The organism is Streptomyces sp. T12 (genome assembly GCF_028736035.1).
Taxonomy (GTDB): domain Bacteria; phylum Actinomycetota; class Actinomycetes; order Streptomycetales; family Streptomycetaceae; genus Streptomyces.
Map to the genome: position 1 here is coordinate 2,463,720 of NZ_CP117866.1, position 25,998 is coordinate 2,489,717.

A 25,998-nucleotide genomic window follows, 5' to 3' on the forward strand; every position below is an offset into this window, starting at 1 on the left:
TGCCCCGGATTCCAGCACGTGGCGGGCGGTCCGCAGCGGCGCCGCGAGCGGCACCGTGTCCGCGTCCGGGTACCCGTCACACTGCCCGTTCATGAGCACATAGCCCCCGCGCTCTGCCCCTCGGTCCCGGGGTCAGCGGCGGGCGCGCCGGGGTCGTCCTCGTCGTCCTCGTCGTCCTCGTCGTCCTCGTCGTGCTCGTCGTCCTCGTCGTCCTCGTCGTGCTCGTCGTGCTCGTCGTGCTCGTCGTGCTCGTCGTGCTCGTCGTGCTCGTCGTGCTCGTCGTGCTCGTCGTCCAGCAGCATCGCCATGGCGCGCTCGGTGCTGCCCAGCACCGCCGGACGACGCCCCGAAGAACTGGTCAGCCACCTCACCGACGAGTGGCGTGACCTCGGCTTCACCCTGCCCGCCGCGGGCCTGTCCGCGGTTCGAGCCGGACACCGGAGATCCGGTCCCGCAGCAAACGGACCGCCTCGTCGGCCGTCACGGGCCCGGCATCGTCGTCGCCGCCCTCCGGGAGTCGGAGTTTGCCCAGGATGCTGCGGGCGTACTTCTCGACGGTGCCCTCGGTGACGCACAGGCGGCGGCCCATGCCGGCGTTGGGTGGCGCTCGTGGATCGTGCGGGCCGCCTTGGGGCGCTTCGTGGCGTGGTCGGGCGGCATCGGCGTCTCCTGCGTGATCGCCCCGATCTCCACACGCTCCCTGGAGGACTTCCAAGAACTCGTCGCCACCAGTCCGGCCCGCGGTTTCCTGCACAAATCGGCTCTGTCCGCGCACGCCGTCGGCGTAGTGCTGGGCAACACCGGGACGTGCACGGCGACTTGAGGCGAACGCATCGCGACTCGGCCAGGATTGCCCACTGTTGGGCATCAGGTGTTGTCGGGACTTGGTCAACACGCTTCAATGCGGGGGAACTCGGGGCCGTGAACGACGGCGCACGGATGTGAAGACCCCTGCCGCCTGCCGACGGGGTGGCCCCGAGCAGCCGCGCGAACGGTCTGACCACCCGTTGTGAACAACCACAGAAAGGCCCCTGCATGCCGCACGCCACACAGCACGCGGACACCCCTGCCACCGCGGAACTGGACACGGCCCTGCGAGGGGGCCCATTCCACCTCGCCCTGCGCGCCGCGATAGCCGCCCGGGGACTGCCGCTGCAGCGCGTGCAGCATCATCTGTCCCGTCGCGGTGTGAAGGTCGGCGTCACCAGCCTGAGCTACTGGCAGCAGGGCGCCCGGCGGCCACAGCGCCCCGAGTCACTGCGTGCGGTACGGGCACTGGAGGAGATCCTCCAGTTGCCGGAGGAGTCCCTGATCAGGCTGCTCGCCGAAGCAGACGACCACTCCGCCCTCCAACGGCCCGCGGCCCGCTCGTACCGCTCCCTGGTGGAGGCCTCGGGCGTCCTGGAACAGCTGCTGGCCGAGCTGGACTGTCCGGTCGACGGCGGCCTGCACACCCTCGCCCACCACGAGCGGGTGCTGATCGGGCCGCGCCGCGAGCTGGCGGGGCGCGAGTCGCACCACATCGTGCGCGCCCACAAGGACGGCGTGGACCGCTTCGTCGCCGTCCACCACGGCGACCCGGGATGCACGCCGGAGCGCATCGCGGTGCACGCGCTGGAGAACTGCCGCACGGGACGGGTCCGTTGGCACCACGACACCGGTGTCCTCGTGGCCGAGCTGCTCTTCGGTACCCGTCTACGGGCCGGTGACACCTACCTCTTCCGCTACGGCGTCGAGGACGGCACGGCCGACGTGTCCCGCGAGTACGCCCGCGGTTTCCCTCTCGCGGGCGGCCAGTACGCCCTGCAGGTCCGCTTCGCCGAGAACGCCCTCCCGGTCCGCTGTCACCGGTTCGCCCAGCACTCGGCGGCAGCGCCCCGCAGCGGCCGTCAGGGACTGGCCTTCAGCGGGCTGCACCGTTCCGTCCACCTTGTCGAGCCGCGAGTGCGGACCGGGATCGTGGGCATCGGGTGGGAGTGGGAGTGAGCCGCCGCTCCGATCCGTCCCAGGCTCGGCAGACCGCCGCGTTCTGATCCGGCCGGGCCGACCGCCACGTCCTGAACCGGCCGGTCCAACCCCCACATTCTGGAACCGTTCCGGATTGACCACTGCATTCTGAAACAAGCCAGGCCAACGCTCTCATTCAGGAACCGGCCGGGCTCGCTGACCACCACGTTTCTCATCGGTCCGGACGACCACCAGCTTCTGATCCCGGGACGGCCGACATTCCCCTCGGCAGGGCCTGGAGGGAGACGTAAACGATTGCGCAAGCGTTTACGTCCGGCCCCGAATGGGATACCTTCCCGCCCAGAAGACCCGCGGCGGCCCGGGGAGGGGCCCGCGGCACAGACAGAACCGGGAGGGGATCTCGATGGCAACCATGGCCGACGTCGCGCGGAGCGCCGGCGTGTCCGTGGCGACCGTCTCGCATGTGCTGAACGGCACCCGGCCGGTGCTGCCCCACACCCGCCAGGCGGTGCTGGACGCCATGGACGAGCTCGGCTACACGCCCAACACCCTCGCCCGTTCCCTGGTGACTTCCCGCACCCGGTCCATAGGGCTCGCGGTGTCGGCGATCAGCAACCCGTACTTCACGGAGATACTCCAGGGCGTCGAGGCCGCTGCTCTGGAACACGGCTACAGCCTGCTCATCGCCGACCCGCACGACGATCCGGAGCATGAACGCAAGGTCGTCCAGCTCCTGCACGAGCGCCGCGTGGACGGCATGATCGTCACGCCCTCCGCGGACCCGCGCGAGCTCATCGCCTACCTCGGGCGCCACAACGTGCCGACCGTCCTCCTCGACCGCGTGGTCGACACCACGACCGACGGCTCTCCGCACTTCGACCAGGTCTGCGCCGACAGCGCCGAACCCGTGGCCCGGCTCGTCACTCATCTTGCCGACCTCGGCCACCGGCGGATCGCCCTGGTCGCCGGCCTGCCCGGACTCAGCACCACCAGCGAGCGGCTCACCGGATACCGGGACGGCCTGGCGGCCGCCGGGCTCGCCTTCGACGAACACCTCGTCATGCACGGCGACTCCGAGTCGGCCGGCGCCGAACAGGCCACCGCCGCACTGCTGTCGCTCGCCTCGCCGCCGACCGCACTCGTCACCGCCAACAACGCGATGACGATCGGTGCCCTGCGCGCCCTGCGCGACCGCGGTCTGTCCGTGCCCGACGACATCGCGCTGTGCTGCTTCGACGACTTCGCCTGGGCCGACCTGTTCTCACCCCGGCTCACCGCGATAGCCCAGCCCAGCAGGGACATCGGCGCCCACGCGGTCCGCGTGCTGCTGGACCGGCTCGCCTCGCCGGACCGAGCTGCCCAGACGGTGCGTCTCCCCTGCACCTTCGTGCATCGCACATCGTGCGGCTGTGCCGAACAGCCTCGGGATTCCGCGACATCCAGAACATCCAGGACAGCGGCGAAACCCGAGACACCCGAGGTGCGCGAAATACCCGCCAGGCCCGGGGAACCCGAGGGCACCGCCAAGCCCCCGCCATCCGGCAGCCCCGAACAACCCCTGACGTCCGTGAAAGGAACCATCTCGTGATCGTCGTCGCCGGTGAGGCCCTGATCGACCTGGTACCGCAGGGCACGGGCGCCCTGGCGGGCCTGCAGCCGGCGCTCGGCGGCGGGCCCTACAACACCGCCGTGGCCCTCGGTCGCCTCGGCTCCCCCACCGCCTTCTGCTCCCGCACCTCCTACGACGCCTTCGGTGACGCCCTGCTCGACGGGCTGCGGGAGGCCGGGGTCGACGTATCGGCCGTGCAGCGCGGTATGGAGCCGACCACCCTCGCGGTCGCCACCATCGACGCGAAGGGCTCGGCCGCCTACTCCTTCTACGTCGAGGGCACCGCCGACCGGCTCTTCACGGCACCCCCGGAGCTGCCCGCGGCGACCCGCGCGGTGTCCTTCGGTACCTGCTCGCTCGTCCTGGAGCCGGGGGCGAGCGCCTATGAGGAGCTGATGCGGAGCGCGGCCGCGCAAGGGGTGTTCACCGCGCTCGACCCCAACGTCCGGGCCGGACTGATCCCGGACCCGGACGGTTACCGGGCCCGATTCAAGAGCTGGCTGCCGTCGGTGTCGCTGCTCAAGCTCTCCGAGGAGGACGCGCTCTGGCTGGGCGGCACGCCGCGCGAGTGGCTGGCCGCGGGACCGGCGGCCGTGGTGATCACTCAGGGCGGTGACGGGCTGACCGCCTTCACGCGGGACGGCGCGGTGCACGCCGTAGCGGGCGAGGAGGTCGACGTCGTGGACACGATCGGTGCGGGCGACACCGTGAACGCGGCCCTGTTGCACGGCCTGGCCGCCCAGGACGCCCTGTCCGCCGAGGCGCTCCTGGGACTGGGCGCCGACGGCTGGACACGGCTGTTGCGGTTCGCGGCGCGGGCTGCCGCGATCACCTGCTCCCGGGCGGGCGCCGAGCCGCCGTACGCCTCTGAACTGGGGGACTTCTAGGAGGCGTTCCGTGCCATTCCACTCTTGAGGAGTCAAGGTTCGTCACAGCCGCGGGGATCGAGCGGCTGATCATGCAACGCGCGGCGCCCCGCGGGGAGTTCCCGCGGGGCGCCGCACTTTCGGAATGTGTTCGGGCTCGTTGTTCGCGAGCCTCAGGCCTTGCGGGCCCGCGTCGTCTTCTTCGCGGGTGCCGCCTTCCTCGTGGCGCCGGCCGCCTTCTTCGTGGCGGTGTTGTTGGCGGCCTTGGTCGTCTTCGTGGTCCTGGCCGTCGCCGTCTTCTTCGCCGTCGAGCCCGCCGCGACCGTCTTCTTGGCTGCCGCCTTGCGCGGGGCCTTCACCGAGGCCGCGTCGCTGATCCGGTCGGCGCCGAGGATCTCGCGCAGGAACTTGCCGGTGTGGCTGGTGGGCACCGCGGCGACCTCCTCGGGCGTGCCCTCGGCGATGACGAGGCCACCACCGGCGCCGCCCTCGGGGCCCATGTCCACGACCCAGTCGGCGGTCTTGATCACGTCGAGGTTGTGCTCGATGACGATGACCGTGTTGCCCTTGTCGACCAGGCCGGCCAGGACCTTCAGCAGCTTGCTGATGTCCTCGAAGTGCAGACCGGTGGTCGGCTCGTCGAGGACGTAGACCGTACGGCCCGTGGAGCGCTTCTGCAGCTCGCTGGCGAGTTTCACCCGCTGCGCCTCACCGCCGGACAGGGTGGTCGCGGACTGGCCGAGCCGGACATAGCCGAGACCGACGTCGTTCAGCGTCTTGAGGTGGCGGTTGATCGCCGGGACGGCCTCGAAGAAGTCCATGGCTTCCTCGATCGGCATGTTCAGGACCTCGGAGATGGACTTGCCCTTGTAGTGGACCTCCAGGGTCTCCCGGTTGTACCGGGCGCCGTGGCAGACCTCGCACGGGACATAGACGTCCGGGAGGAAGTTCATCTCGATCTTGATCGTGCCGTCGCCCGCGCAGTTCTCGCAGCGGCCGCCCTTGACGTTGAAGGAGAAGCGGCCCGGCATGTAGCCGCGGACCTTCGCCTCGGTGGTCTCGGCGAACAGCTTGCGAATGTGGTCGAAGACGCCGGTGTACGTCGCCGGGTTCGAGCGCGGGGTGCGGCCGATGGGCGACTGGTCGACATGCACGACCTTGTCGACGAGGTCGTCACCGTCCACGCGCGTGTGCCGCCCGGGGACGTTGCGTGCGCCGTTGAGCTCGCGGGCCAGATGCGTGTACAGGATGTCGTTGACCAGCGTCGACTTGCCGGAGCCGGAGACGCCGGTGACCGCGGTGAACACGCCCAGCGGGAAGGACACGTCGATGTCCTGGAGGTTGTTCTCGCGGGCGCCGTGCACCGTGAGCCGGCGGGACGGGTCCTGCGGGCGGCGGATGTCGGGCAGCGGGATGGACCTCTTGCCGGACAGGTACTGCCCGGTCTGCGACTCGGCGTTGGCGAGCAGTTCCTTCAGGGAGCCGCTGTGCACGACCTTGCCGCCGTGCTCGCCCGCGCCGGGACCGATGTCGACGATCCAGTCGGCGACCTTGATGGTGTCCTCGTCGTGCTCGACGACGATGAGCGTGTTGCCCATGTCGCGCAGCCGGACCAGGGTCTCGATCAGCCGGTGGTTGTCCCGCTGGTGCAGGCCGATGGAGGGCTCGTCGAGGACGTACAGGACGCCGACTAGTCCGGAGCCGATCTGGGTGGCCAGGCGGATGCGCTGGGCCTCGCCGCCGGAGAGCGTGCCCGCCGCGCGGTTGAGCGAGAGGTAGTCGAGGCCGACGTCGACCAGGAACCGCAGCCGCTCGTTGACCTCCTTCAGCACGCGCTCGGCGATCTTCTTGTCGCGGGCGTTGAGCTTCAGCTTGCCCAGGAAGTCCGCGCAGTCGCTGATGGACATCGCGGAGACTTCGGCGATCGACTTCTCCATGATCGTGACCGCGAGAACGATCGGCTTCAGGCGCGTGCCCTCACAGGTGGGGCAGGGCACCTCGCGCATGTAGCCCTCGAAACGCTCACGGCTGGCGTCGCTCTCGGCCTCGCTGTGCCGGCGCTTCACGAAGGGGACAGCACCCTCGAAGGGCGTGGTGTACACGCGCTCGCGGCCGTACCTGTTTCGGTAGCGGACCTCGATCTGCGTCTTGTGCCCGTGGAGGAGGGCCTTCTTGGCGCGCTGGGGCAGGCCCGCGAAGGGGATGTCCGTCCGGAAGCCGAGCGCGTCGGCGAGGGCACCGATCAGGCGGCCGAAGTAGTCCTTGGTGTGCCCGTGCGACCAGGGGTGGATGGCGCCCTCGTCGAGGGACTTGTCCTCGTCCGGGACGATCAGCTCGGGGTCGACCTCCATGCGCGTACCGATACCGGTGCACTCGGGGCAGGCGCCGAAGGGCGAGTTGAAGGAGAAGGAGCGCGGCTCCAGCTCCTCGAAGGAGAGGTCGTCGTACGGGCAGTACAGGTGCTCCGAGTACATGCGCTCGCGCTCGGGGTCGTCCTCGGGGAGGTCGACGAAGTCGAGCACGACCATGCCGCCGGACAGGCCGAGGGCGGTCTCCACGGAGTCGGTGAGGCGGCGCTTGGCGGAGTCCTTCACCGTGAGGCGGTCGACGACCACCTCGATGGTGTGCTTCTCCTGCTTCTTCAGCGTCGGCGGGTTGGAGAGCTGGATCGTCTCGCCGTCCACACGCGCGCGGGAGTAGCCCTTGGTCTGGAGATCGGCGAAGAGGTCGACGAACTCGCCCTTGCGCTCGCGCACCAGCGGCGACAGCACCTGGAAGCGGCTCCCCTCCGGCAGCTCCAGAACCCTGTCGACGATGGCCTGCGGCGACTGGCGCGAGATCGGGCGGCTGCACTGGGGGCAGTGCGGCTTGCCGATGCGCGCGAAGAGCAGACGCAGGTAGTCGTAGACCTCGGTGATGGTGCCGACCGTCGAGCGCGGGTTGCGCGAGGTCGACTTCTGGTCGATGGAGACCGCCGGGGACAGACCTTCGATGAAGTCGACGTCCGGCTTGTCCATCTGCCCGAGGAACTGCCGGGCGTACGACGACAGCGACTCCACGTAGCGCCGCTGCCCCTCGGCGAAGATGGTGTCGAAGGCCAGCGAGGACTTGCCCGACCCGGACAGGCCCGTGAAGACGATGAGCGAGTCGCGCGGCAGGTCGAGCGAGACATTCTTCAGGTTGTGCTCGCGCGCGCCACGGACGATGAGACGGTCGGCCACGCCGGTCCGCACCTTTCTTGAGAGAAGTGACAGGGGCGAGGCCCCCGTGCTTTTCAGACTAGGGGGAGCCACTGACAACGCCGGTCGGATTCCCGAATGGGACAACAATCCCGGACCATCCAGCATGCCCGACGCCAAGACCGACCCTATAGCACGTGCATTCGATTTACGGCACTCGTTCACCACCTTCACCCAAAGGTGTGGCGGGGCTAGTGTCAGCACCATGGTTGATCACGCTCGTGACCTGGTGTCTGTACGTGAAGCGACGGAACGGCTGCTCACCGCAGCGGCCAAGCTGGACAACGCGTCGGTGGCCGAGCCGTCACGGCTCCCCGGCTGGAGCCGCGGCCACGTTCTCGCGCACCTCGCGCGCAACGCCGACGCCCTCGTGAACGTCCTCGAAGGGCGCCCCATGTACGTCTCGGCGACGGCCCGGGACGCCGACATCGAGCGGGACGCCCCGCGCCCCCTCGACGCTCAGCTCACCGACGTGCGCGACAGCGCGGCCCGCTTCCAGGAGACGGGGGCGGCACCCGCGGACTGGTCGCGCACCGTGGAGCTGCGCAACGGCGTCATCGACGCGGCGGCCCGGGTGCCGTTCCGGCGCTGGGTCGAGGTGGAGCTGCATCACGTGGATCTCGGGATCGGGTACGAGCTGGAGGATCTGCCGACCGAGTTCGTGGAGCGGGAGATCGACTTCCTCGCCGAGCGGTTCTCCGGGCACCCCGATGTGCCGCCGACCCGCCTCACGGACGGCACGCGCGCGTGGAGCACGGGCCGGGAGGCGGGCACGCCCGAGATCACCGTCACGGGCCCGGCGCCCGACCTGCTCGGCTGGCTCGCCGGGCGCCGCGACGGGGCCGGGCTGACCCTGGAGGGCGGCGCGTTGCCGTCGCTCCCCCCGCTGTAGCTCCTGGACCGTCCCTGGACCGCACTCCCGCTATAGGCTGCCGCCATGACGTACAGCGGACAGGTGACGGTCGGTGGCCCCGCCGACGTGCACGAGCTCAAGGACCTGATGATCACCAAGATCGCGGTCGGCCCGATGAACAACAACGCCTATCTGCTGCGCTGCCGGGCCACGGACGAGCAACTGCTGATCGACGCCGCCAACGACGCGGACGCATTGCTCGGCATGATCGGTGACGACGGCATCGCGTCCGTCGTCACCACGCACCAGCACGGCGACCACTGGCAAGCGCTCGCCGCGGTCGTCGAGGCCACCGGCGCGCGCACGTACGCCGGCCGGGACGACGCCGACGGCATCCCGGTGCCGACCGACGTCCTGGTCGACGACGGCGACACCATCCGGGTGGGGCACGTGGAGCTCACCGCGCGCCACCTGGTCGGGCACACGCCGGGTTCGATCGCCCTCGTCTACGACGACCCGCACGGACATCCCCATGTGTTCACCGGGGACTGCCTGTTCCCGGGCGGCGTGGGCAACACCCGTAAGGATCCCAAGGCGTTCGCCAGTCTGATCCACGATGTCGAAACGAAGATCTTCGACGTGCTGCCGGACGAGACCTGGGTCTACCCGGGGCACGGCAACGACACGACGCTGGGCGCGGAACGGCCGCAGCTGCCGGAGTGGCACGCGCGGGGCTGGTGAGCGCGCGAGGGCGGTAATCGCGGCGACGCGAGCGAGCGCCCCGCGCACGCGCCCCGTGTGAATCGTTCACACGCGCCGGTGCCACGCGCGCGCTCCCGGCGGACGTTGTTGCGCAGTCAACTGGAAGCAGCCCCGCACAGGATGACGGCTCCTGAGCGGTAAGGGCCGCCGGCCTCTCAAACCCCGCCCTCGGCCGGCGGCCCCGGCGGCACGCCGAGGGGCCTGTTCACAGGAACGCAACACCCGTTCCCACTATGCGGACAGTTACCGTCGTGACCTCGACAAACACGACGATGTACTGTCAATCTCCCGCCATGCATCTTGCCCCTCGCGCGCTGCGCCGCGCCGTCGCCGTCGCAACGACAGCCCTGCTCGCCACCGCTCTCGGCTGTGCCCCGCAGCCGGATGACAAGGCCGCCGACGCACCCTCGGGGTCGGCCGGGAACACCTGCGCCAAGGGCAAGTTGGCCACCCAGACCTCCGGCAAGCTGACGATCGCCACCGACGAGCCGGCGTACGAGCCCTGGTTCAAGGACGACAAGCCCGCGGGCGGTGAGGGATTCGAGTCGGCGGTCGCGTACGCCGTGGCGAAGCAGCTCGGCTACGACAAGAGCGCCGTCGTCTGGCAGAGCGTCCCGTTCAACAAGGCCTTCGCGCCCGGCGAGAAGACCTTCGACTTCGACATCAACCAGGTGTCGATCAGCGACGAGCGCAAGAAGGCCGTGGACTTCTCCTCCGGCTACTACGACGTCCGCCAGGCCGTCATCGCCCTGAAGGGCACCAAGGCCGCCAAGGCGAAGAGCATCGCGGACCTGAAGGGCCTCAAGCTTGGCGCACAGGTCGGCACCACCAGCCTCGACTACATCGACGACGTGGTGAAGCCGACGCAGGAGGCCGCCGCGTACGCCAAGAACGACCAGGCCAAGTCCGCGCTGAAGAACGGTCAGGTCGACGCCATCGTCGTCGACCTGCCGACCGCCTTCTACATCACCGCGGCCGAGGTGACGGACGCGACGATCGTCGGGCAGTTCGAGAACCAGGGCGCTGCACCGGAGCAGTTCGGGCTCGTGCTCGACAAGGGCAGCGCGCTCACCACGTGCGTGACGGACGCCGTGGACGCCCTGCGCAAGGACGGCACCCTGGACAAGCTCGAACAGCAGTGGCTGTCGGACGCGGTCGACGCTCCGGTGCTCAAGTGACGGTCACGAAGGAGGAGTCCGGCCAGGAGGGCGCGGACGACGACGGCGGCATGTCCGGCGCGGGCGGCGACGGTTACGTCCCCTCTCAGCGGCGTCTGGACCGCGAGCGCTACAAACGCGCCCGTGCCCGCCGCGCCACGGCGATCGCCGCCCTCTCCACTCTGCTCACCGGCGTCGTGCTCTACCTGGTCGTGGTCAACGCGCCGGGCTGGCCGCGCACCAAGGAGACGTTCTTCAACGGTGAGTACGCGCGCGAGGCGTTCCCCAAGGTCCTCGAAGGGCTCTGGCTCAACGTCCGGCTGCTGCTGGTCTGCGGTGCGGCCGTGCTGGTCCTCGGGATACTCATCGCCGTCGCGCGTACGCTGCGCGGCCCGGTGTTCTTCCCTCTGCGGGCGCTGGCGGCGGCGTACACGGACTTCTTCCGGGGCCTGCCTCTCATCATCAACTTGATGATCGTCGTGCTCGGCGTTCCCGCGCTGCGGCTGCAGGGCGTGACCGTCGATCCGGTACTGCTGGGCGGTACCGCGCTGACGCTGACGTACTCGGCGTACGTCGCCGAGGTGTTCCGCGCGGGCATCGAGTCCGTCCACCCGTCGCAGCGCGCCGCGGCCCGCTCGCTCGGCCTCAGCAACCGGCAGGCACTGCGGCACGTCGTCCTGCCCCAGGCCGTGCGCCGTCAGGTGCCGCCCCTGCTGAACGACCTGGTGTCGCTGCAGAAGGACACCGGTCTGGTGTCGATCGGCGGTGCGGTGGACGCCGTACGGGCCGCGGACATCATCGCGGGCCGCAGCCTCAACTACACGCCGTACATCGTCGCGGGCCTGGTCTTCGTGGCGCTGACCATCCCGATGACCCGCTTCACGGACTGGGTGACGGCGCGGATGGACCGCCGGCGCGCCCAAGGAGGAGCCCTGTGAGCGACGCACCTGTGCTGCGCATGGAGTCCGTCCGCAAGACCTTCGGCAGCTCGGTCGTGCTGCGGGACGTCGACCTGGAGGTCGCCCCGCACACCGTGACCGCCTTGATCGGCGCCTCCGGCTCCGGCAAGTCCACGCTGCTGCGGTGCGCGAACCTGCTGGAGGACATCGACGACGGTGCGATCTGGCTGGACGGCGAGGAGATCACCGATCCGCGGGTCGACCAGGACACCGTGAGGCGCCGTATCGGCGTGGTGTTCCAGGCCTACAACCTCTTCCCGCACATGACGGTCCTGGAGAACATCACCCTCGCCCCGCGCCGGGTGCACGGGGTGTCCCGCGCGGAGGCCGAGGCACGCGCGCGTGAGCTGCTGGAGCGGCTCGGGCTGGCCGACAAGGCGGGCGAGTACCCGGACCGGCTGAGCGGCGGCCAGCAGCAGCGCGTCGCGATCGTGCGTGCCCTTGCCGTACGGCCTCGGCTGCTGCTGCTCGACGAGATCACCGCTGCCCTCGACCCGGAGCTCGTGGGCGAAGTCCTCACCGTCGTCCGCGACTTGAAGGAGGACGGGATGACCATGGTGCTGGCCACCCATGAGATGGGGTTCGCGCGCGAGGTCGCCGACCAGGTTTGCTTTCTGGACGGAGGCGTCGTGCTGGAGCGCGGCACGGCCGACCAGATCTTCGGCGAACCGCAGCAGGAGCGCACCCAGCGCTTCCTGCGGCGGATCGTGGAGGCGGGACGGCTGTAAGGACCGCTCGCCATGGGCGGCGGGGCTTACACGTCCGCCCCGCCGACCGACGTGCGGTGGCCGCTCGCCCAGCCTGTCCAGGTCATGTGTCCGCCTGCCCCGCCCCCGCCAGCGCCGCGACTCGCTCCACCCCGAAGACGTACCCCTGCACACCGCACCCCGCGATGACGCCTTCGGCGCGCAGGGAGACGTACGAGTGGTGCCGGAACGACTCGCGCTTGTGGATGTTGGAGATGTGGACCTCCAACACAGGCAGTCCGTCGCAGGTGTTGAGTGCGTCCAGAATCGCAACCGACGTGTGCGAGTAGGCGCCGGGGTTGATCACGATCCCGCTGTGGTTCAGCCGTGCCTCGTGGATCCAGTCGACCAGCTCGCCCTCGTGGTTGGACTGCCGGAAGTCGATCGTGCCGCCGTGCGCGGCCGCCGCCTTGGCGCACAGGGCCTCGACATCGGCCAGGGTCTCGGAGCCGTAGATCTCCGGCTGACGCTGGCCGAGCAGGTTCAGGTTGGGGCCGTTGAGGATCATGATCGGGGCGTTGGCCAGGGTGCGGGGCACGGTTCCTCCGGTCCGTTCGGGGATGCGGCGGTCCGTCGACGACCGCTGCTCAGACCCCGGTTTATCACGGTGCACGGACCACGCCGCGAGCCATACCCTCCCGTCATGACCATGATCTCGTACCCTCCCAAGCCCTCCCCCGGCGACCGCATCGCCGTCATTTCGCCCGGTGCGGGCCTTCCCGGTCTGTTCCCCCGCCCCTTCGAACTGGGCCTGGAGCGGCTGCGCAAGGACTACGGGCTCGAACCGGTCGAGTACCCGACGACCCGCAAGATGGGCTCGACGCCGCAGGAGCGCGCCGACGACATACACGCCGCGTTCGCCGATCCCGACATCAAGGCGGTCATCGCGTCGATCGGCGGCGACGACCAGATCACCGTGCTGCCGCTGCTGGACCGGGAGTTGATCCGGGCGAATCCGAAGCCGTTCTTCGGAATGAGCGACAACACGAACCTGCTCATGTTCCTGCGCAACACCGGCATCGTCGGCTACCACGGCGCGACCGTCATGACCGCGCTGGGCCGCCCTGTTGCCATGGCCCAGTTGACCGCCGAGTCACTGCGGGCGGCGCTGTTCACGTCGGGCGAGTACGAGCTGAAGCCCGCAGAGCTCTGGAACGACATCAACCGTGACTGGGCAGACCCGGCGACCTTCGACGCGGAGCCGGAGATGCGACCCTCCGACGGATGGACGTGGGTGAACGCCGACGGGGTGGTGGAAGGCCGCAGTTGGGGCGGCTGTCTGGAGATCCTCGGCTGGATGCTGATGGCGGACCGGGAAATCGCGCGCGACCTCTCGGAATACGACGGCGGAGTGCTGCTCCTGGAGACCTCGGAGGAGATGCCGAGCGGCGAGGAGGTCTTCCGCACCATGCGCAACATGGGCGAGCGCGGGCTGCTCCAGCGCTTCTCCGCACTCCTCATGGGCCGCGCGAAGACCTGGTCCTTCGAGCGCCCCAACAGCCCCGAGGAGGCCGCTCGTTACGCGGCAGAGCAGCGCGAGGCAGTCCTGCGCGCCATGCGGGCCTATGCTCCCGACACCACGATCGTCTTCGATGTGGACTACGGGCACACGGATCCGCAGCTCGTGATCCCCTACGGCGGCATCGTCCGCGTCGACGGCCCCGCCCGGCGCATCACCGTCACGTACTGACGAAGCCCCGGCGCGCCCGTACGCCCCCGTAACCCTCGGTCACCGTGGGTAGTTGACGCAGCATGCACGACGTACGCACCGTAAGGGCGCCCTCCATGCTGCGGCTTGCGGCCGCCTCACTCGCCGGAACGGCCATCGAGTTCTACGACTTCTTCGTCTACGGGACCGCGGCGGCGCTGGTCCTGGGGCCGCTGTTCTTCCCGACGTTCTCGCCGGTGGCGGGAACCCTGGCCGCCTTCGCGACGTTCGGCGTGGGCTTTGTGGCGCGGCCCCTGGGGTCGGTGCTGTTCGGGCACATCGGGGACCGGCACGGACGCCGGCCTGTCCTCGTCGCCTCGCTGCTGCTGACCGGTGCCTCCACGGTCGCGGTCGGCTGCGTACCGACGTACGACACGATCGGTGTCGCCGCTCCCCTGCTGCTGCTCGTGCTGCGCTTTCTGCAGGGGCTCGGCATCGGCGGTGAGTGGGGCGGGGCCGTCCTGCTGACCGTGGAGCACGCGCCGGCCGAGCGGCGCGGTCTGTGGTCGAGCTTCCCGCAGGTCGGGCCGGCGCTGGGCTTCCTGCTCGCCAACGGTGTGGTGCTGGGGCTGTCGGCGACGTTGTCCGACGCGCAGTTCGCCGCGTGGGGGTGGCGTGTGCCGTTCTGGGCGGCGGGGGTGCTCGCCGTAGTGGGGCTGTGGCTACGGTCGTCGCTCGCCGAGAGCCCCCGGTTCCTCGAAATCGATGACCACGCGCGTGTGCCGCTGGCCGAAGTCGTGCGCGACCACTGGCGGCTCGTTCTGCTGACGGCCGGGGCGCTGTCGATCGGATACGCGATCTTCTACACCGTGACGACCTGGTCCCTCGCCTACGCCACCGAGCGGCTCGGTGTGGGCCGGGGCGTCATCCTGACCTGCATCATGGGCGCGGTGCTGGTGAAGGGCTCGCTCACACCGCTGGTGGCGATGCTCGGCGACCGGTACGGGCGGCGGCCCCTGACCCTGATCGGGTGCGCTGCCGCCGCCCTGTGGATGTTTCCCCTGGTCGCGCTCCTCGCGACGGGTGAGCCACTGCTGATGTTCCTGGGCTTCCTCGGGGCGATGCTCGCGTTCATCACGATGTTCGCCGTGATCGCCGCGTATCTGCCGGAGTTGTACGAGCCCCGGGTGCGCTGCACGGGCGCGGCGGTGGGCTACAACCTCGGCGGCGTCCTCGGCGGCGCGCTCACGCCGATCGTGGCGACGGCACTCGCCGAGCAGGGCGGTCGGGTGCCCTGGGGAGTGGGGGCGTATCTGACCGGGATCGCGCTGCTCAGCCTGGGGTGTTTCGCGCTGCTGCCCGAGACGCGTCCGGTGCCTGCCGCGGCGCCGGAGCCCGCCACCGGGTGACGGGCTCCGGACACCGCAGCTATGCAGGACAGCGCCGCTACGAAGGACGATCGGCTGCGGAACACGGCGGCTACGGATTGATCGCGAGCTCCAGATACGCCGCGAACAGCACCAGATGAACGCCTCCCTGGAGCGGTGTCGCCCGCCCGGGCACCACTGTCAGCGAGCTCACCACCACCGTCAGGGCGAGCAGCACCATGTGGGTGGGGCCGAGGCCGAGGACGAGCGGGCCCGAGAGCCAGATGGAGGCCAGGGCGACCGCGGGGATGGTCAGTCCGATGCTGGCCATGGCCGAGCCGAGCGCGAGGTTCAGGCTGGTCTGCACGCGGTCACGGCGGGCGGAGCGCAGCGCGGCGATCGTCTCGGGGAGCAGCACCAGCAGGGCGATGATCACGCCGACGACGGCATGCGGCAGGTCGGCGGCCGCCACTGCGGACTCGATGGTGGGCGACACGCCCTTGGCCAGGCCGACCACGCCGATCAGGGCCAGGCCCAGCAGCCCGAGGCTGATCATCGCGGTGCGGGCGGAGGGCGCGTGGGCGTGGTCGTCCGCGGTGATCACCTCGCCCTGCCGGGTGATGGGCAGGAAGTAGTCGCGGTGCCGCACGGTCTGCGTCGCCACGAACAAGCCGTACAGGACCAGCGAGGAGAGCGCGGCGAACGTCAGCTGCACGCTGGAGAACTCCGGCCCGGGCTTGCTCGTGGTGAACGTCGGCAGTACCAGGCTGAGCGTGGCCAGGGTGGCGACGGTCGCGAGCGCGGCACCCGTGCCCTCGGGGTTGAAGACCGCCGTACGGTGCCGCAGCGAGGCGACCAGCAGGCACAGGCCGACGATGCCGTTACAGGTGATCATCACGGCTGCGAAGACCGTGTCCCGGGCGAGGGTGGAGCTCTTGTCGCCGCCGTCGACCATCAGGGTCACGATCAGGGCGACCTCGATGATCGTGACGGCCACGGCGAGGACGAGGGAGCCGAAGGGCTCGCCGACCCGGTGTGCGACCACTTCGGCGTGGTGTACGGCGGCCAGGACGGCACCCGCGAGGACCAGTGTCACCAGCGCGACGACCGCGCCGGGCAGGTCTCGTCCCCAGGTGAAGGCCAGCAGGACGACCGCGAGCACCGGCACGACGTACGTCCACTGGGTCGTGAGCGGCCTGAGCCGAGCGATCATGGAGCGATCGTCGCAGAGGCGTTGGGGGTTCGCATTCCGGTCTGGTGGGTTGTCAGGCGGCCCCGCGCCCTCGGGATGCGGGGCCCCTGTGGGTCGTATGTCGCTACGCGAAATCGGTCATCTCCTGTACGTCGCAGTCCGTGAAGGACGGCGGCCTGGTGCACAGTGCGGCCATCTGCTCCGCGAACTTGGTCGTGTCGGGGTCGTCGCTGTTGCGCATGGCGTCCTCGTAGGAGTCGAACTCGATCACCACGAGGTAGCGGTTGGCCTGGCCCCTGTCCTTGAGGACGAGACGGCGCGTGGGGCCGCCGCTGCGACCCGCCAGACGCTGTGCCGTCTCATGAGCCAGCTCCCGCATCTCATCGATGCGCTCGGTCTCGAAGTCGATGATCTGCACGAACTTCATGGGTGCGTCCACTGGTGCCTCCACCCGGCCGTGGTGTCCCCGGCCGGGAACACCCAGCACCCAACGAAGCACCGGGAGCGGTGCTCGGCAATTCGCTGGGCACCACTCCCGGTGTTGGTTCTTCCTACGTCCGACGTGGTCAGACGTCGATGCTGTCCTTCGGAGCGCCTTCGCTCCGCTCCTGCGCCGCCTCGGCCGCCGCCTGCTTCTTGGAGGCCCTCAGGCTGGTGATCGTGGTGACGATCAGCACCGAGCAGATCACGCCGAGCGAGACCGGAATGCTGATCTCGGGGACATGGACCCCGGACTCGTGCAGCGCGTGCAGCACCAGCTTGACTCCGATGAAGCCCAGGATGATCGACAGGCCGTAGCTGAGGTGGACCAGCTTCCTCAGCAGGCCGCCGATGAGGAAGTACAGCTGCCTCAGACCCATCAGGGCGAAGGCGTTGGCCGTGAACACGATGTACGGGTCCTGCGTCAGGCCGAAGATCGCCGGGATCGAGTCGAGGGCGAACAGCACGTCCGTGGTGCCGATCGCCAGCATCACGACCAGCATCGGGGTCATGATCCGCTTGCCGTTCTCGGTGATGAACAGCTTGGTGCCGTGGTAGCGGTCGGCGACACCGAACTTGCGCTCGGCGGCCTTGAGCAGCTTGTTCTCCTCGTACTCCTCGTCCTCCTCGTCGGCCCGCGCCTCCTGGATGAGCTTCCAGGCGGTCCAGATGAGGAAGGCACCGAAGAGGTAGAACACCCACGAGAAGCTCGCGAGGATCGCGGCACCGGCGGCAATGAAGATCGCGCGCAGGACCAGGGCTATGAGGACCCCGATGAGGAGCACGCGCTGCTGGTACTGCGAGGGAACCGCGAACTTCGCCATGATCAGGACGAAGACGAAGAGGTTGTCGACGCTCAGCGACTTCTCGGTGATGAAGCCCGCGAAGAACTCACCGGCCGGCTGTCCGCCGCCGAAGACGAGCAGGCCGAGCCCGAAGAGGCCCGCCAGGACGATCCAGACGACCGTCCAGATACCGGCTTCCTTGATCGATACGTCGTGCGGCTTACGGCCGATGAAGAAGTCGACCGCGATGAGGGCGGCAAGGCCCACGATGGTCAGGACCCATAGGGTCGGGGAAACATCCACTGCGCCTCCGGCAGTACGTAACGGCAAATGTCAGCGTCGTCGCGCGCCGGAGGTCTCTTCCACCCACGATGGGCCGACGCCCCGGGATCTGGCCGGATCCGTATTGACGGGTACGTCGCAGCAGACAGGGAGTACTCCCCTCCGTGCAATGAACAGTACCCAATCACCAAGGAAAGGTAAAGTACTTGGCAAAAGAAATGCCAAGTGTGCTGGTCAGTGGCGCTTTACCTGTACTTGGCGCGGGCTGCGGCGACCTGCGTGAGCACCTGCTGGAGCACCTGGCTGCCCGGCGGCACGAGCGGAGGCTCGTACGTCCAGGCGTGCCCCACCCACGGGTCGGCGAGGTGATCGTCCGGGACCGGGGTCAGTCGCAGCAGCGAACGCCACAGCGGGTCGAGCAACGGGCCGTAGGCGGCGGCCTCCTCGCGGTCCGCGACCATCATGAGGTGGACGCCCACGGCGGGCCCCTCGTCGGCCAGGTAGCGCAGCTGGTTCACCGCCCGGTCGTCGAAGCCGTGCGGGAAGTCATTGACGATCAGCAGCTGCTCGGAGGTGTCGAAACCGGGCGGCAGGGAGTCGGGTGCTCCGCCGCGCACCGCCATCTGCACCAGGTCGACGCGCTGAGTGAGCCGCGCGAGGACGTCCGCGACGCCCGCCGCGCCCACGGCGGGCGGGGCCGCGAGCACGCCGGTCTGCACCAGCGGTACGAGTGCCTGCGCGCCCGAACCGGCCGGGTCCATGACGTGCACGGTGAACTCGCCAGCCGGGTAGACGGCGAGCAGTCGGGCCGTGTGCGCCACGGCCGTCTCCATCGCGAGGCGCCGCAGGTCGTGGGAGTCGGTGAACGATCCGTCGAGCGATCCGCCGCGTCCGCTGTCGATCCACAGGCCCCGCTCCAGCGGCAGCCGGACCAGCATCGGGATGCGCAGCTGGGCGCTCTCGGGCAGGTGGAGGTCGCCCAGGCGCAGGGCCATGGGGATCTCCATCGGTACGCGGTAGCCGTGCCAGACGGGGTTGTCCCAGCGCGCGTACGCGGCTGGCAGCGCGGGTTCGACGACCTCGGACTCGGCGGTGAGCTGGGTCAGGTCCCGGTCGAGCGTCGCCCTGGCCTGGTTGACGAGCTCGGCGTGCTTGGCCTGGGCCGCCTCGCGTGCGGCGTCGCCCTGTCCGCCGATCCGGCTGCGCGGGTCCGACAGGACCTGGTCGAGCTCCTTCTCCATGCGCGAGTCGGCGAAGTCGACCGCGCTGCGGTAGGCGGCGGTCGTGCGGGCCAGGTCCTCGAACATGCCCCACACCTGGTTGTAGAGCCGCTCGTCCATGGACCAGCCGGTGGCGTCACCCGCGACCGGCTGCGCGGGCTGCCCGGGCTGGGCCGGGGGCGCGGTCGGCGGGGGCGGCGGCGGAGCCGCGTTCTGGCGGCGCGGGTGGCTGTAGTCGATCGGGCCGCCGGACGTGGGCGCGGACGGCTGGGCGGGATCGGTGGCGCCGGTTCCGCTCTGGTACGACGGCTGCTGCGCGGACTGGCCCGGTACGCCGGACGGCTGGGTGCCGTACGGGGAGTTCGGCTGCGGTGTGGACTGCCCGGGCACACCAGGCGTCTGGGTGCCGTAGGGCGACGTCGGCTGCGGCGGTACGGGGTCGGCGGCGCCCTGCGGTGCGGGACCGCCCTGATCCGCGCCGAGTGCCGGAGCGGCCGCCTGCCGGGAGCGGTCGCCGTCCGGCCGGGGCGGGGGTGCCGGCACCGAGCGGGCCACGCCCTGGGCCACCGCGTCGTTGATGCCGCCGGCGAGTTGCCGGGCCTCGGGCAGGCCCTGGTCGGTGAAGAGGTCGGCGAGGCCGCCGGCGTAGCCCTGGCCGATGGCGCGCACCTTCCAGGCACCCTGGCGGCGGTAGAGCTCCAGGGCGACGACGGCCGACTCGGCCTCCAGGCCGGTGATGCTGTAGGAGGCGACCTCGGTGCCGTCGAGGCCGGTGACCGCGACGAAGGGGGTGGCGACGGCGCCGAACCGGGTCGGACCGGCGACCCCGGTGGGCAGGGCGAGCAGCACACTGACACGGTGGACGGCTTCCGGCATGGCGTCCAGGTCCACCGCGAGGCGATGGTCGGCGGCCGCCTGCCGGGAGACCTCGAGGCCGGGCAGGGTGGGGGCGCCGGGGTGCGCCACCCATTCGACGCCGTGGATCCGGCCCTGCTCGTCACCGAGCGTGGCTGCGGCCACGATCGGCGTGCCGGCCGAGACCCGGATCTCCAGACGGGCCTGGGAGAGCGGGTGGTTCTGCCCCCGCACCAGCTCGGCCGTCATGCCTTCGTCCCCCTGTGTCGCTTGTTGTGTTGTGTGCTGCTCGCCGGGCCGCCTCACAGGTCCCCAGGCCCTTCAGGTCCTACGGTGCGGAAGGTCCTACAGGTGCGGCAGGATCGACGGCATCAGGTCCTGGAAGGTGCGGCCGTTGGCCGGCGTACCGAGGGCCGTCATCGTCCAGCCCGGGCCCGAACGGTGCACCTTCGCCATGATCTGGGCCGTGTAGGAGCCGCCGCCCGCGAGCGTGTAGCGGGCCAGCTCCTGACCGTTGGTCTCGTCGACCAGGCGGCAGAACGCGTTCTGCACCTCCTGGAAGGTCTGGCCCGTGAAGGAGTTCACGGTGAAGACGATCTGGTCGATGTGGACCGGGATGCGCGCGAGGTCGACGAGGATCGCCTCGTCGTCGCCGCCCTGGCCGACACCGCCGACGAGGTTGTCACCGGTGTGGCGGACCGAGCCGTCGTCGCTCACCAGGTGGCGGAAGAAGACGACGTCGACCGGCTGCTTGTCCGCGAACAGGACCGCAGAGGCGTCGAGGTCGACCTCCCGCGTGCGCGAGCCGAACAGGCCGCGCCGGGGAGCCGCCTGCCAGCCGAGACCCATGCGCACCGCGGTCAGGCTGCCGCCGTCGTTCTTCTGCAGACTGATGGCCTGACCCTTGGTCATGTTGACGGTCACGTGCTGATTCCCCTCTCGAGCTGTCCCCTGTTGGCCGCGGACTCCGCGGATGACGAGAACCCTACGCAGGGGCACTGACAGTGCCGTACCCCGGTCCGCACTTTGTGTCGGTCTTGCAACACAGCGCGTGCGCGGCATGCCCTGGGAGGCCGTTCGGGGACGCTGGTTCCGCAAGCGTGGACCAGCGCCCGTGGTCCCGTCAGGCCAGGCCCGCCTCCTTCATCTGGCGCAGTTCCTTCTTCATCTCGGACACCTCGTCACGCAGCCGGGCCGCGATCTCGAACTGCAGATCCGCGGCGGCGGCGCGCATACGCTCCGTCAACTCCTCGATCTGCTCTGCGAGATCGGCCGCCGGCCGGTCGGTCGGCACCGTCTCCTTGGCCTTGCCCTTGGCGGGCTTGGCAGCCTTGGCGCCCTTGGCCGCCTTGGCGCCGAGGGAGGGCACGGGGGCCTTGGTGCCGCGGCCGTCCTTCTTGGCGCGGTAGCCCGTGCCGAGCAGCTGCTCGGTGTCGACGTCCTCGCGGGCGATCTGCGCGACGATGTCGTTGATCTTCTTGCGCAGCGGCTGGGGGTCGATGCCTTTCGCCTTGTTGTACGCGACCTGCTTCTCCCGACGGCGGTTGGTCTCGTCGATGGCCTTCTCCATCGCCGGGGTGATCTTGTCGGCGTACATGTGGACCTGGCCGGAGACATTGCGCGCTGCGCGGCCGATGGTCTGGATGAGGGAGGTGCCGGAGCGCAGGAAGCCCTCCTTGTCGGCGTCGAGGATCGCCACCAGGGACACCTCGGGAAGGTCGAGGCCCTCGCGGAGGAGGTTGATGCCGACCAGGACGTCGAACTCGCCCGCGCGCAGCTCGCGCAGCAACTCGACGCGGCGCAGCGTGTCGACGTCGCTGTGCAAATAACGCACCTGGATGCCGAGCTCCAGGAAGTAGTCCGTGAGGTCCTCGGCCATCTTCTTGGTGAGAGTGGTGACCAGGACGCGCTCGTCCTTCTCGACCCGTCCCCGGATCTCGTGGACCAGGTCGTCGATCTGGCCCTCGGTGGGCTTGACGACGACTTCGGGGTCGATAAGGCCGGTGGGGCGGATGATCTGCTCGACCTGGCCGTCCGAGCGGGAGAGCTCATACTTGCCCGGGGTCGCCGACAGGTAGACCGTCTGTCCGATGCGCTCCTGGAACTCCTCCCACTTCAGGGGGCGGTTGTCGAGGGCGGAGGGCAGGCGGAAGCCGTGGTCGACGAGGGTGCGCTTGCGGGACGCGTCGCCCTCGTACATGGCTCCGATCTGCGGCACGGTGACGTGCGACTCGTCGATGACGAGCAGGAAGTCGTCCGGGAAGTAGTCCAGCAGGGTGTTCGGCGGGGAGCCGGGCGAGCGGCCGTCGAAGTGCATCGAGTAGTTCTCGACTCCGGAGCAGCTGCCGATCTGACGGAGCATCTCGAGGTCGTACGTCGTGCGCATCCGCAGGCGCTGGGCCTCCAGGAGCTTGCCCTGCTTCTCCAGCTCGGCAAGGCGCTCGCCCAGCTCCTTCTCGATGTCGTTGACGGCCCGCTCCATGCGCTCGGGGCCCGCGACGTAGTGGGAGGCCGGGAACACGTACAGCTGCTCGTCGTCGCTGATGATCTCGCCGGTGAGCGGGTGCAGCGTGGACAGCGCCTCGATCTCGTCGCCGAACATCTCGATGCGGACGGCGAGCTCCTCGTAGACCGGGAAGATCTCGATGGTGTCGCCGCGCACCCGGAAGGTGCCACGTGTGAAGGCCAGGTCGTTGCGCGTGTACTGGATGTCGACGAAACGGCGCAGCAGTTGGTCCCGGTCGATCTCCTCGCCGACCTTGAGGGGGACCATGCGGTCCACGTACTCCTGTGGAGTACCGAGGCCGTAGATGCAGGAGACCGAGGCGACCACGACGACGTCGCGGCGGGTGAGCAGCGAGTTGGTCGAGGAGTGACGCAGGCGCTCGACCTCCTCGTTGATCGAGGAGTCCTTCTCGATGTAGGTGTCCGACTGCGGGACGTACGCCTCGGGCTGGTAGTAGTCGTAGTACGAGACGAAGTACTCGACGGCGTTGTTCGGCAGCAGCTCGCGGAACTCGTTCGCCAGCTGGGCGGCGAGCGTCTTGTTCGGCGCCATCACCAGGGTGGGGCGCTGGAGCTTCTCGATCATCCACGCGGTGGTGGCGGACTTGCCTGTGCCGGTCGCGCCGAGCAGGACGACGTCCTTCTCGCCGGCTTCGATGCGCCGGGCGAGCTCGGTGATGGCCTGCGGCTGGTCGCCGCTGGGCTGGTAGGGGCTGACGACCTCGAAGGGCGCCACCGTGCGTTCGATGCTGGAAACGGGCCGCATGGAGTCAACCGTACGACCCGCCACTGACAACGCGGTCCGATCAGTGGTTTTGCGGGGTGCGGGGGCCTCGCTGCCCGAGGGTGCGGCGCAGCGGCGGGCGGCGGGTGGGGTGCGGGACGGTGGCGTGGGCCGGGACGCCGGGCTTGTGCTCGACGGGGACGCCGGCGGGCCTCCCCATGACCAGCTTCGGGTCGAACAGCATGACGGCGCCCGCGAGGAGCAGGAAGGCGAGCGGGCCGATCAGCATGGGCGCGAGCAGGGCGGCGGGTGAGTCGCCCGTGGCGGGGGCCTCCGTGCCGTGGAGATGGACGCTGAGGGCGGCCATGCCGGTGTAGTGCATGCCGCTGACCGCGAGGCCCATGACGAGGCTCGCGCCCACGCTCCACATCAGCCCTCTGACCTGTCCGGCGGCCCACAGGGCGGCGGTGGCCGCGACCATGGCTATGGCGACGGAGACGGCGACGGTGAACGTGTTGTACTCCAGCTTGCCGTTGAGCCGCATGCCGGCCATGCCCAGGTAGTGCATCGAGGCTATGCCCAGGCCGGTGATGGTGCCGCCGGTGAACAGGGCCGTTCCGCTGGCGCCCTTGTAGCCGACGATGAAGATCCCGACGCCCACCATGACGACGGCGACGGCCAGGCTCGCGAACGTCATCGGCTTGTCGTAGTGGATCGGCGTCTCCTTGACCGTGAACCCCATCATCGCGACGAAGTGCATGGTCCATATGCCGGAGCCGATGGCCGCCGAGCCCAGGGCGAGCCAGCCCGGGCGCCAGGACTGCGAGACGAGCATCGATCTTGTGGTGCAGCGCAGACCGAGGGCACCACCGAGGCAGGCCATCAGGTAGGCCACCAGCGGTGTGACGAGTCCGTAGCTGAATCCGTCGATCGTGCCCTGCATACGCAGCTGCCCTTCCCGCCCTTTTACGTCCCGGAACTCTGTGAAATGCGCCCCCTCCCACGACCGACCGAGCGGTCAGGGTTGAGGCAGAGAGTAACCCCCACCGGAATGGTCGAACGATTCTCCGGCAAAGAAACACGGCCTTGCCCCAGTTGTGCGGCACGAGTGAGCGGGCCCGGGCAACTCCATTCAATCTGTGGCCATTCTGTACTCCCCCACCGTTGACCCTCTGCTGTCACAGTTGAGCTGTCCGTGATCGCTCGACGCGAGGAGTACGCATGCACGCGCGCGCTGTAGCCACCACGACGACCGCGCTCCTGGGAGCCGCCGCTCTTCTGCTCCCCGCCCACGCCGCCCGGGCCGGCGCCGAGCGGCCCACGATCATCGCCCACCGGGGGGCCTCCGCCTACGCCCCCGAGAACACACTGGCCGCCGTCGACGAGGCCGCCGAGTTGGGCATCAGCTGGGTCGAGAACGACGTCCAGCGCACCAAGGACGGCGAGCTGGTCGTCCTCCACGACGACAATCTCAAGCGCACGACCGATGTGGAGGAGATCTTCCCCGACCGGGCGCCGTGGAAGGTGAAGGACTTCACCGCCGCCGAGATCGCCCACCTGGACGCGGGCAGTTGGTTCGGCCCCGCGTACGCGGGCGAGCGCGTACCGACGCTGGAGCAGTTCATGGACCGCGTGGAGCTGCACCGCCAGAAGCTGCTTCTGGAGATCAAGAACCCTGAGCTGTACCCGGGCATCGAGCAGCAGACCCTCAAGGTCCTGGGCAACGAGGGCTGGCTCGACCCGGGCCACCTCGCGAGCCGGCTGATCGTGCAGAGCTTCAGCGCCGACAGCACGCGCACCGTCCACCGGCTGAAGCCGGCCGTGAAGACCGGCTTCCTGGGGACGCCGCCCGTGGCGGACCTGTCCTGGTATGCGACCTTCGCCGACCAGATCAACCCTTCGTACTCCTCCATCTCCACGGACTATGTCGCCTCCGTCCATGGGTTCCAGGGACCGCACGGCGGGCCGTTGGAGGTCTTCACCTGGACAGTGAACGACGCGGACACCGCTCGGCTGGTCGGCAGGTACGGAGTCGACGGCATCATCACCAACAGTCCCGACGTGGTGCGGGACGCGTTCCCCAAGGGCTGAGGCCCGACAGCCCCGGCCGTCCCGCCCGGCAGCCGGGGCCCGCTCCCGGGGCGTTGTCAGTGGTGGGTCGTACGGTGGGCGCATGGACAGCCATGGGCAGTACGAGCATCAGGTCGTGTGGGCCGTCGTCGGTACCGACATCGGTCCGCTGATGCTGGCCGCGACCCGCGACGGCCTGGTCAGCGTCGTGTTCCACGCCACGGAGGGGGTGCGCGAGAAGGCGCTCGACCGACTGGCGTCCCGGCTCGGCGCCGAGCCGGTCGAGGCGCCCGGTTCTCCACTGCTGGCCGAGGCGACACGTCAGGTGGAGGAGTACTTCGCCGGTGCGCGGCGCGACTTCGAGCTGCCGCTGGACTGGTCGCTCATCTCCGGCTTCAACCGGCAGGTGCTGCACGAGCTGGCGTCCGGTGTCCCGTACGGCACGGTCGTCGGGTACGGCGATCTGGCCGGACGGGTGGGGCAGCCGGGCGCGGCCCAGGCGGTGGGGATGGCGATGGGCGCCAATCCGCTGCCGGTCGTCGTGCCCTGCCACCGGGTCGTGGAGAGCGACGGCGGCATCGGCGGGTTCGGGGGCGGCCTGGAGACCAAGCGGAAGCTGCTCGCGCTGGAGGGGGTGCTGCCGGAGCCGCTGTTCTGAGGGCTTCCGGTCTTCCGCAGAGTCGGACAGGCGACAGAAGACAGGCAGGAGAA

24 protein-coding genes are annotated in these 25,998 nt (G+C 69.7%); 13 read left to right on the forward strand and 11 right to left on the reverse strand.

Features of this window, described 5'->3' with window-relative positions:
- Window positions 1-89: 89 nt before the first annotated feature.
- Both PBV52_RS10950 and PBV52_RS10955 read right to left on the reverse strand, forming a co-directional pair.
- Window positions 90-332, reverse strand: coding sequence for a hypothetical protein (locus PBV52_RS10950; RefSeq protein ID WP_274238118.1), 243 nt, complete (start codon window positions 330-332; stop codon window positions 90-92).
- Between the two features lie 62 nt (window positions 333-394).
- On the reverse strand, window positions 395-589 hold the full coding sequence (locus tag PBV52_RS10955; RefSeq protein WP_274238119.1) for a hypothetical protein: 195 nt from the start codon (window positions 587-589) through the stop codon (window positions 395-397).
- A gap of 27 nt (window positions 590-616) precedes the next feature.
- On the opposite strand from PBV52_RS10955, the gene PBV52_RS10960 reads away from it, so the two are divergent.
- The 4 genes from PBV52_RS10960 to PBV52_RS10975 all read left to right on the forward strand — a co-directional run bounded on the left by PBV52_RS10960 (window position 617) and on the right by PBV52_RS10975 (window position 4,464).
- Window positions 617-823, forward strand: a complete 207-nt coding sequence (locus PBV52_RS10960; RefSeq protein WP_274238120.1) for a hypothetical protein — start codon at window positions 617-619, stop codon at window positions 821-823.
- A 212-nt stretch (window positions 824-1,035) separates the two neighbouring features.
- A complete protein-coding gene (locus PBV52_RS10965; protein ID WP_274238121.1) occupies window positions 1,036-1,986 on the forward strand; it encodes a hypothetical protein in 951 nt (316 codons plus the stop codon).
- Window positions 1,987-2,371: 385 nt separating this feature from the next.
- Complete coding sequence (locus PBV52_RS10970) at window positions 2,372-3,556, forward strand: LacI family DNA-binding transcriptional regulator (protein ID WP_274238122.1); 1,185 nt, start codon at window positions 2,372-2,374, stop codon at window positions 3,554-3,556.
- Window positions 3,553-4,464 (forward strand): carbohydrate kinase, encoded by a 912-nt coding sequence (locus PBV52_RS10975; RefSeq protein ID WP_274238123.1) that lies wholly within the window; start codon window positions 3,553-3,555, stop codon window positions 4,462-4,464. The genes PBV52_RS10970 and PBV52_RS10975 overlap by 4 nt, the downstream gene beginning before the upstream one ends.
- A 152-nt stretch (window positions 4,465-4,616) precedes the next feature.
- Here PBV52_RS10975 and uvrA read toward each other — a convergent pair whose 3' ends face one another.
- A complete protein-coding gene (gene uvrA, locus PBV52_RS10980) occupies window positions 4,617-7,664 on the reverse strand; it encodes an excinuclease ABC subunit UvrA (RefSeq protein ID WP_274238124.1) in 3,048 nt (1,015 codons plus the stop codon).
- A gap of 223 nt (window positions 7,665-7,887) precedes the next feature.
- Between uvrA and PBV52_RS10985 the strand changes: the two genes are divergently transcribed.
- From PBV52_RS10985 to PBV52_RS11005, 5 genes are all read left to right on the forward strand, one after another.
- Complete coding sequence (locus tag PBV52_RS10985; protein WP_274238125.1) at window positions 7,888-8,574, forward strand: maleylpyruvate isomerase family mycothiol-dependent enzyme; 687 nt, start codon at window positions 7,888-7,890, stop codon at window positions 8,572-8,574.
- A 45-nt stretch (window positions 8,575-8,619) separates the two neighbouring features.
- Window positions 8,620-9,276, forward strand: coding sequence for an MBL fold metallo-hydrolase (locus tag PBV52_RS10990; RefSeq protein WP_274238126.1), 657 nt, complete (start codon window positions 8,620-8,622; stop codon window positions 9,274-9,276).
- Window positions 9,277-9,590: 314 nt separating this feature from the next.
- Window positions 9,591-10,475, forward strand: coding sequence for an ABC transporter substrate-binding protein (locus PBV52_RS10995; RefSeq protein WP_274238127.1), 885 nt, complete (start codon window positions 9,591-9,593; stop codon window positions 10,473-10,475).
- Complete coding sequence (locus PBV52_RS11000; protein ID WP_274238128.1) at window positions 10,472-11,392, forward strand: amino acid ABC transporter permease; 921 nt, start codon at window positions 10,472-10,474, stop codon at window positions 11,390-11,392. The genes PBV52_RS10995 and PBV52_RS11000 overlap by 4 nt, the downstream gene beginning before the upstream one ends.
- A gap of 20 nt (window positions 11,393-11,412) precedes the next feature.
- On the forward strand, window positions 11,413-12,141 hold the full coding sequence (locus tag PBV52_RS11005) for an amino acid ABC transporter ATP-binding protein (protein ID WP_274249353.1): 729 nt from the start codon (window positions 11,413-11,415) through the stop codon (window positions 12,139-12,141).
- An 82-nt stretch (window positions 12,142-12,223) separates the two neighbouring features.
- On the opposite strand, the gene aroQ is transcribed toward PBV52_RS11005, so the two are convergent.
- Window positions 12,224-12,697: a type II 3-dehydroquinate dehydratase gene (gene aroQ, locus PBV52_RS11010; RefSeq protein ID WP_274238130.1), complete on the reverse strand. Its 474-nt coding sequence runs from the start codon at window positions 12,695-12,697 to the stop codon at window positions 12,224-12,226.
- Window positions 12,698-12,802: 105 nt separating this feature from the next.
- On the opposite strand from aroQ, the gene PBV52_RS11015 reads away from it, so the two are divergent.
- Both PBV52_RS11015 and PBV52_RS11020 read left to right on the forward strand, forming a co-directional pair.
- The gene (locus PBV52_RS11015) at window positions 12,803-13,849 is read left to right on the forward strand and encodes a S66 peptidase family protein (RefSeq protein WP_274238131.1); all 1,047 of its coding nucleotides are present in this window, start codon (window positions 12,803-12,805) and stop codon (window positions 13,847-13,849) included.
- Window positions 13,850-13,944: 95 nt separating this feature from the next.
- Window positions 13,945-15,216, forward strand: a complete 1,272-nt coding sequence (locus tag PBV52_RS11020) for an MFS transporter (RefSeq protein WP_274238132.1) — start codon at window positions 13,945-13,947, stop codon at window positions 15,214-15,216.
- Between the two features lie 70 nt (window positions 15,217-15,286).
- Here PBV52_RS11020 and PBV52_RS11025 read toward each other — a convergent pair whose 3' ends face one another.
- From PBV52_RS11025 to PBV52_RS11055, 7 genes are all read right to left on the reverse strand, one after another.
- The gene (locus PBV52_RS11025; RefSeq protein ID WP_274238133.1) at window positions 15,287-16,387 is read right to left on the reverse strand and encodes a calcium:proton antiporter; all 1,101 of its coding nucleotides are present in this window, start codon (window positions 16,385-16,387) and stop codon (window positions 15,287-15,289) included.
- 103 nt (window positions 16,388-16,490) lie between these two features.
- Window positions 16,491-16,793: a hypothetical protein gene (locus tag PBV52_RS11030; RefSeq protein WP_274249354.1), complete on the reverse strand. Its 303-nt coding sequence runs from the start codon at window positions 16,791-16,793 to the stop codon at window positions 16,491-16,493.
- Between the two features lie 139 nt (window positions 16,794-16,932).
- The gene (locus PBV52_RS11035; RefSeq protein WP_274238134.1) at window positions 16,933-17,934 is read right to left on the reverse strand and encodes a TerC/Alx family metal homeostasis membrane protein; all 1,002 of its coding nucleotides are present in this window, start codon (window positions 17,932-17,934) and stop codon (window positions 16,933-16,935) included.
- A 224-nt stretch (window positions 17,935-18,158) separates the two neighbouring features.
- Window positions 18,159-20,237 (reverse strand): TerD family protein, encoded by a 2,079-nt coding sequence (locus PBV52_RS11040; RefSeq protein WP_274238135.1) that lies wholly within the window; start codon window positions 20,235-20,237, stop codon window positions 18,159-18,161.
- 96 nt (window positions 20,238-20,333) lie between these two features.
- The gene (locus tag PBV52_RS11045; RefSeq protein WP_274238136.1) at window positions 20,334-20,912 is read right to left on the reverse strand and encodes a TerD family protein; all 579 of its coding nucleotides are present in this window, start codon (window positions 20,910-20,912) and stop codon (window positions 20,334-20,336) included.
- Window positions 20,913-21,111: 199 nt separating this feature from the next.
- Window positions 21,112-23,259 carry an excinuclease ABC subunit UvrB gene (uvrB, locus tag PBV52_RS11050; RefSeq protein WP_274238137.1) on the reverse strand — a complete coding sequence of 716 codons (2,148 nt, stop codon included), beginning with the start codon at window positions 23,257-23,259 and terminating at the stop codon, window positions 21,112-21,114.
- Between the two features lie 40 nt (window positions 23,260-23,299).
- Complete coding sequence (locus PBV52_RS11055) at window positions 23,300-24,160, reverse strand: MHYT domain-containing protein (RefSeq protein WP_274238138.1); 861 nt, start codon at window positions 24,158-24,160, stop codon at window positions 23,300-23,302.
- A gap of 278 nt (window positions 24,161-24,438) precedes the next feature.
- Here PBV52_RS11055 and PBV52_RS11060 point away from each other — a divergent pair, with 278 nt between their 5' ends.
- On the forward strand, window positions 24,439-25,308 hold the full coding sequence (locus PBV52_RS11060; RefSeq protein ID WP_274238139.1) for a glycerophosphodiester phosphodiesterase family protein: 870 nt from the start codon (window positions 24,439-24,441) through the stop codon (window positions 25,306-25,308).
- Between the two features lie 82 nt (window positions 25,309-25,390).
- Window positions 25,391-25,945 carry a methylated-DNA--[protein]-cysteine S-methyltransferase gene (locus PBV52_RS11065; RefSeq protein ID WP_274238140.1) on the forward strand — a complete coding sequence of 185 codons (555 nt, stop codon included), beginning with the start codon at window positions 25,391-25,393 and terminating at the stop codon, window positions 25,943-25,945.
- The last annotated feature ends 53 nt before the right edge of the window (window positions 25,946-25,998 follow it).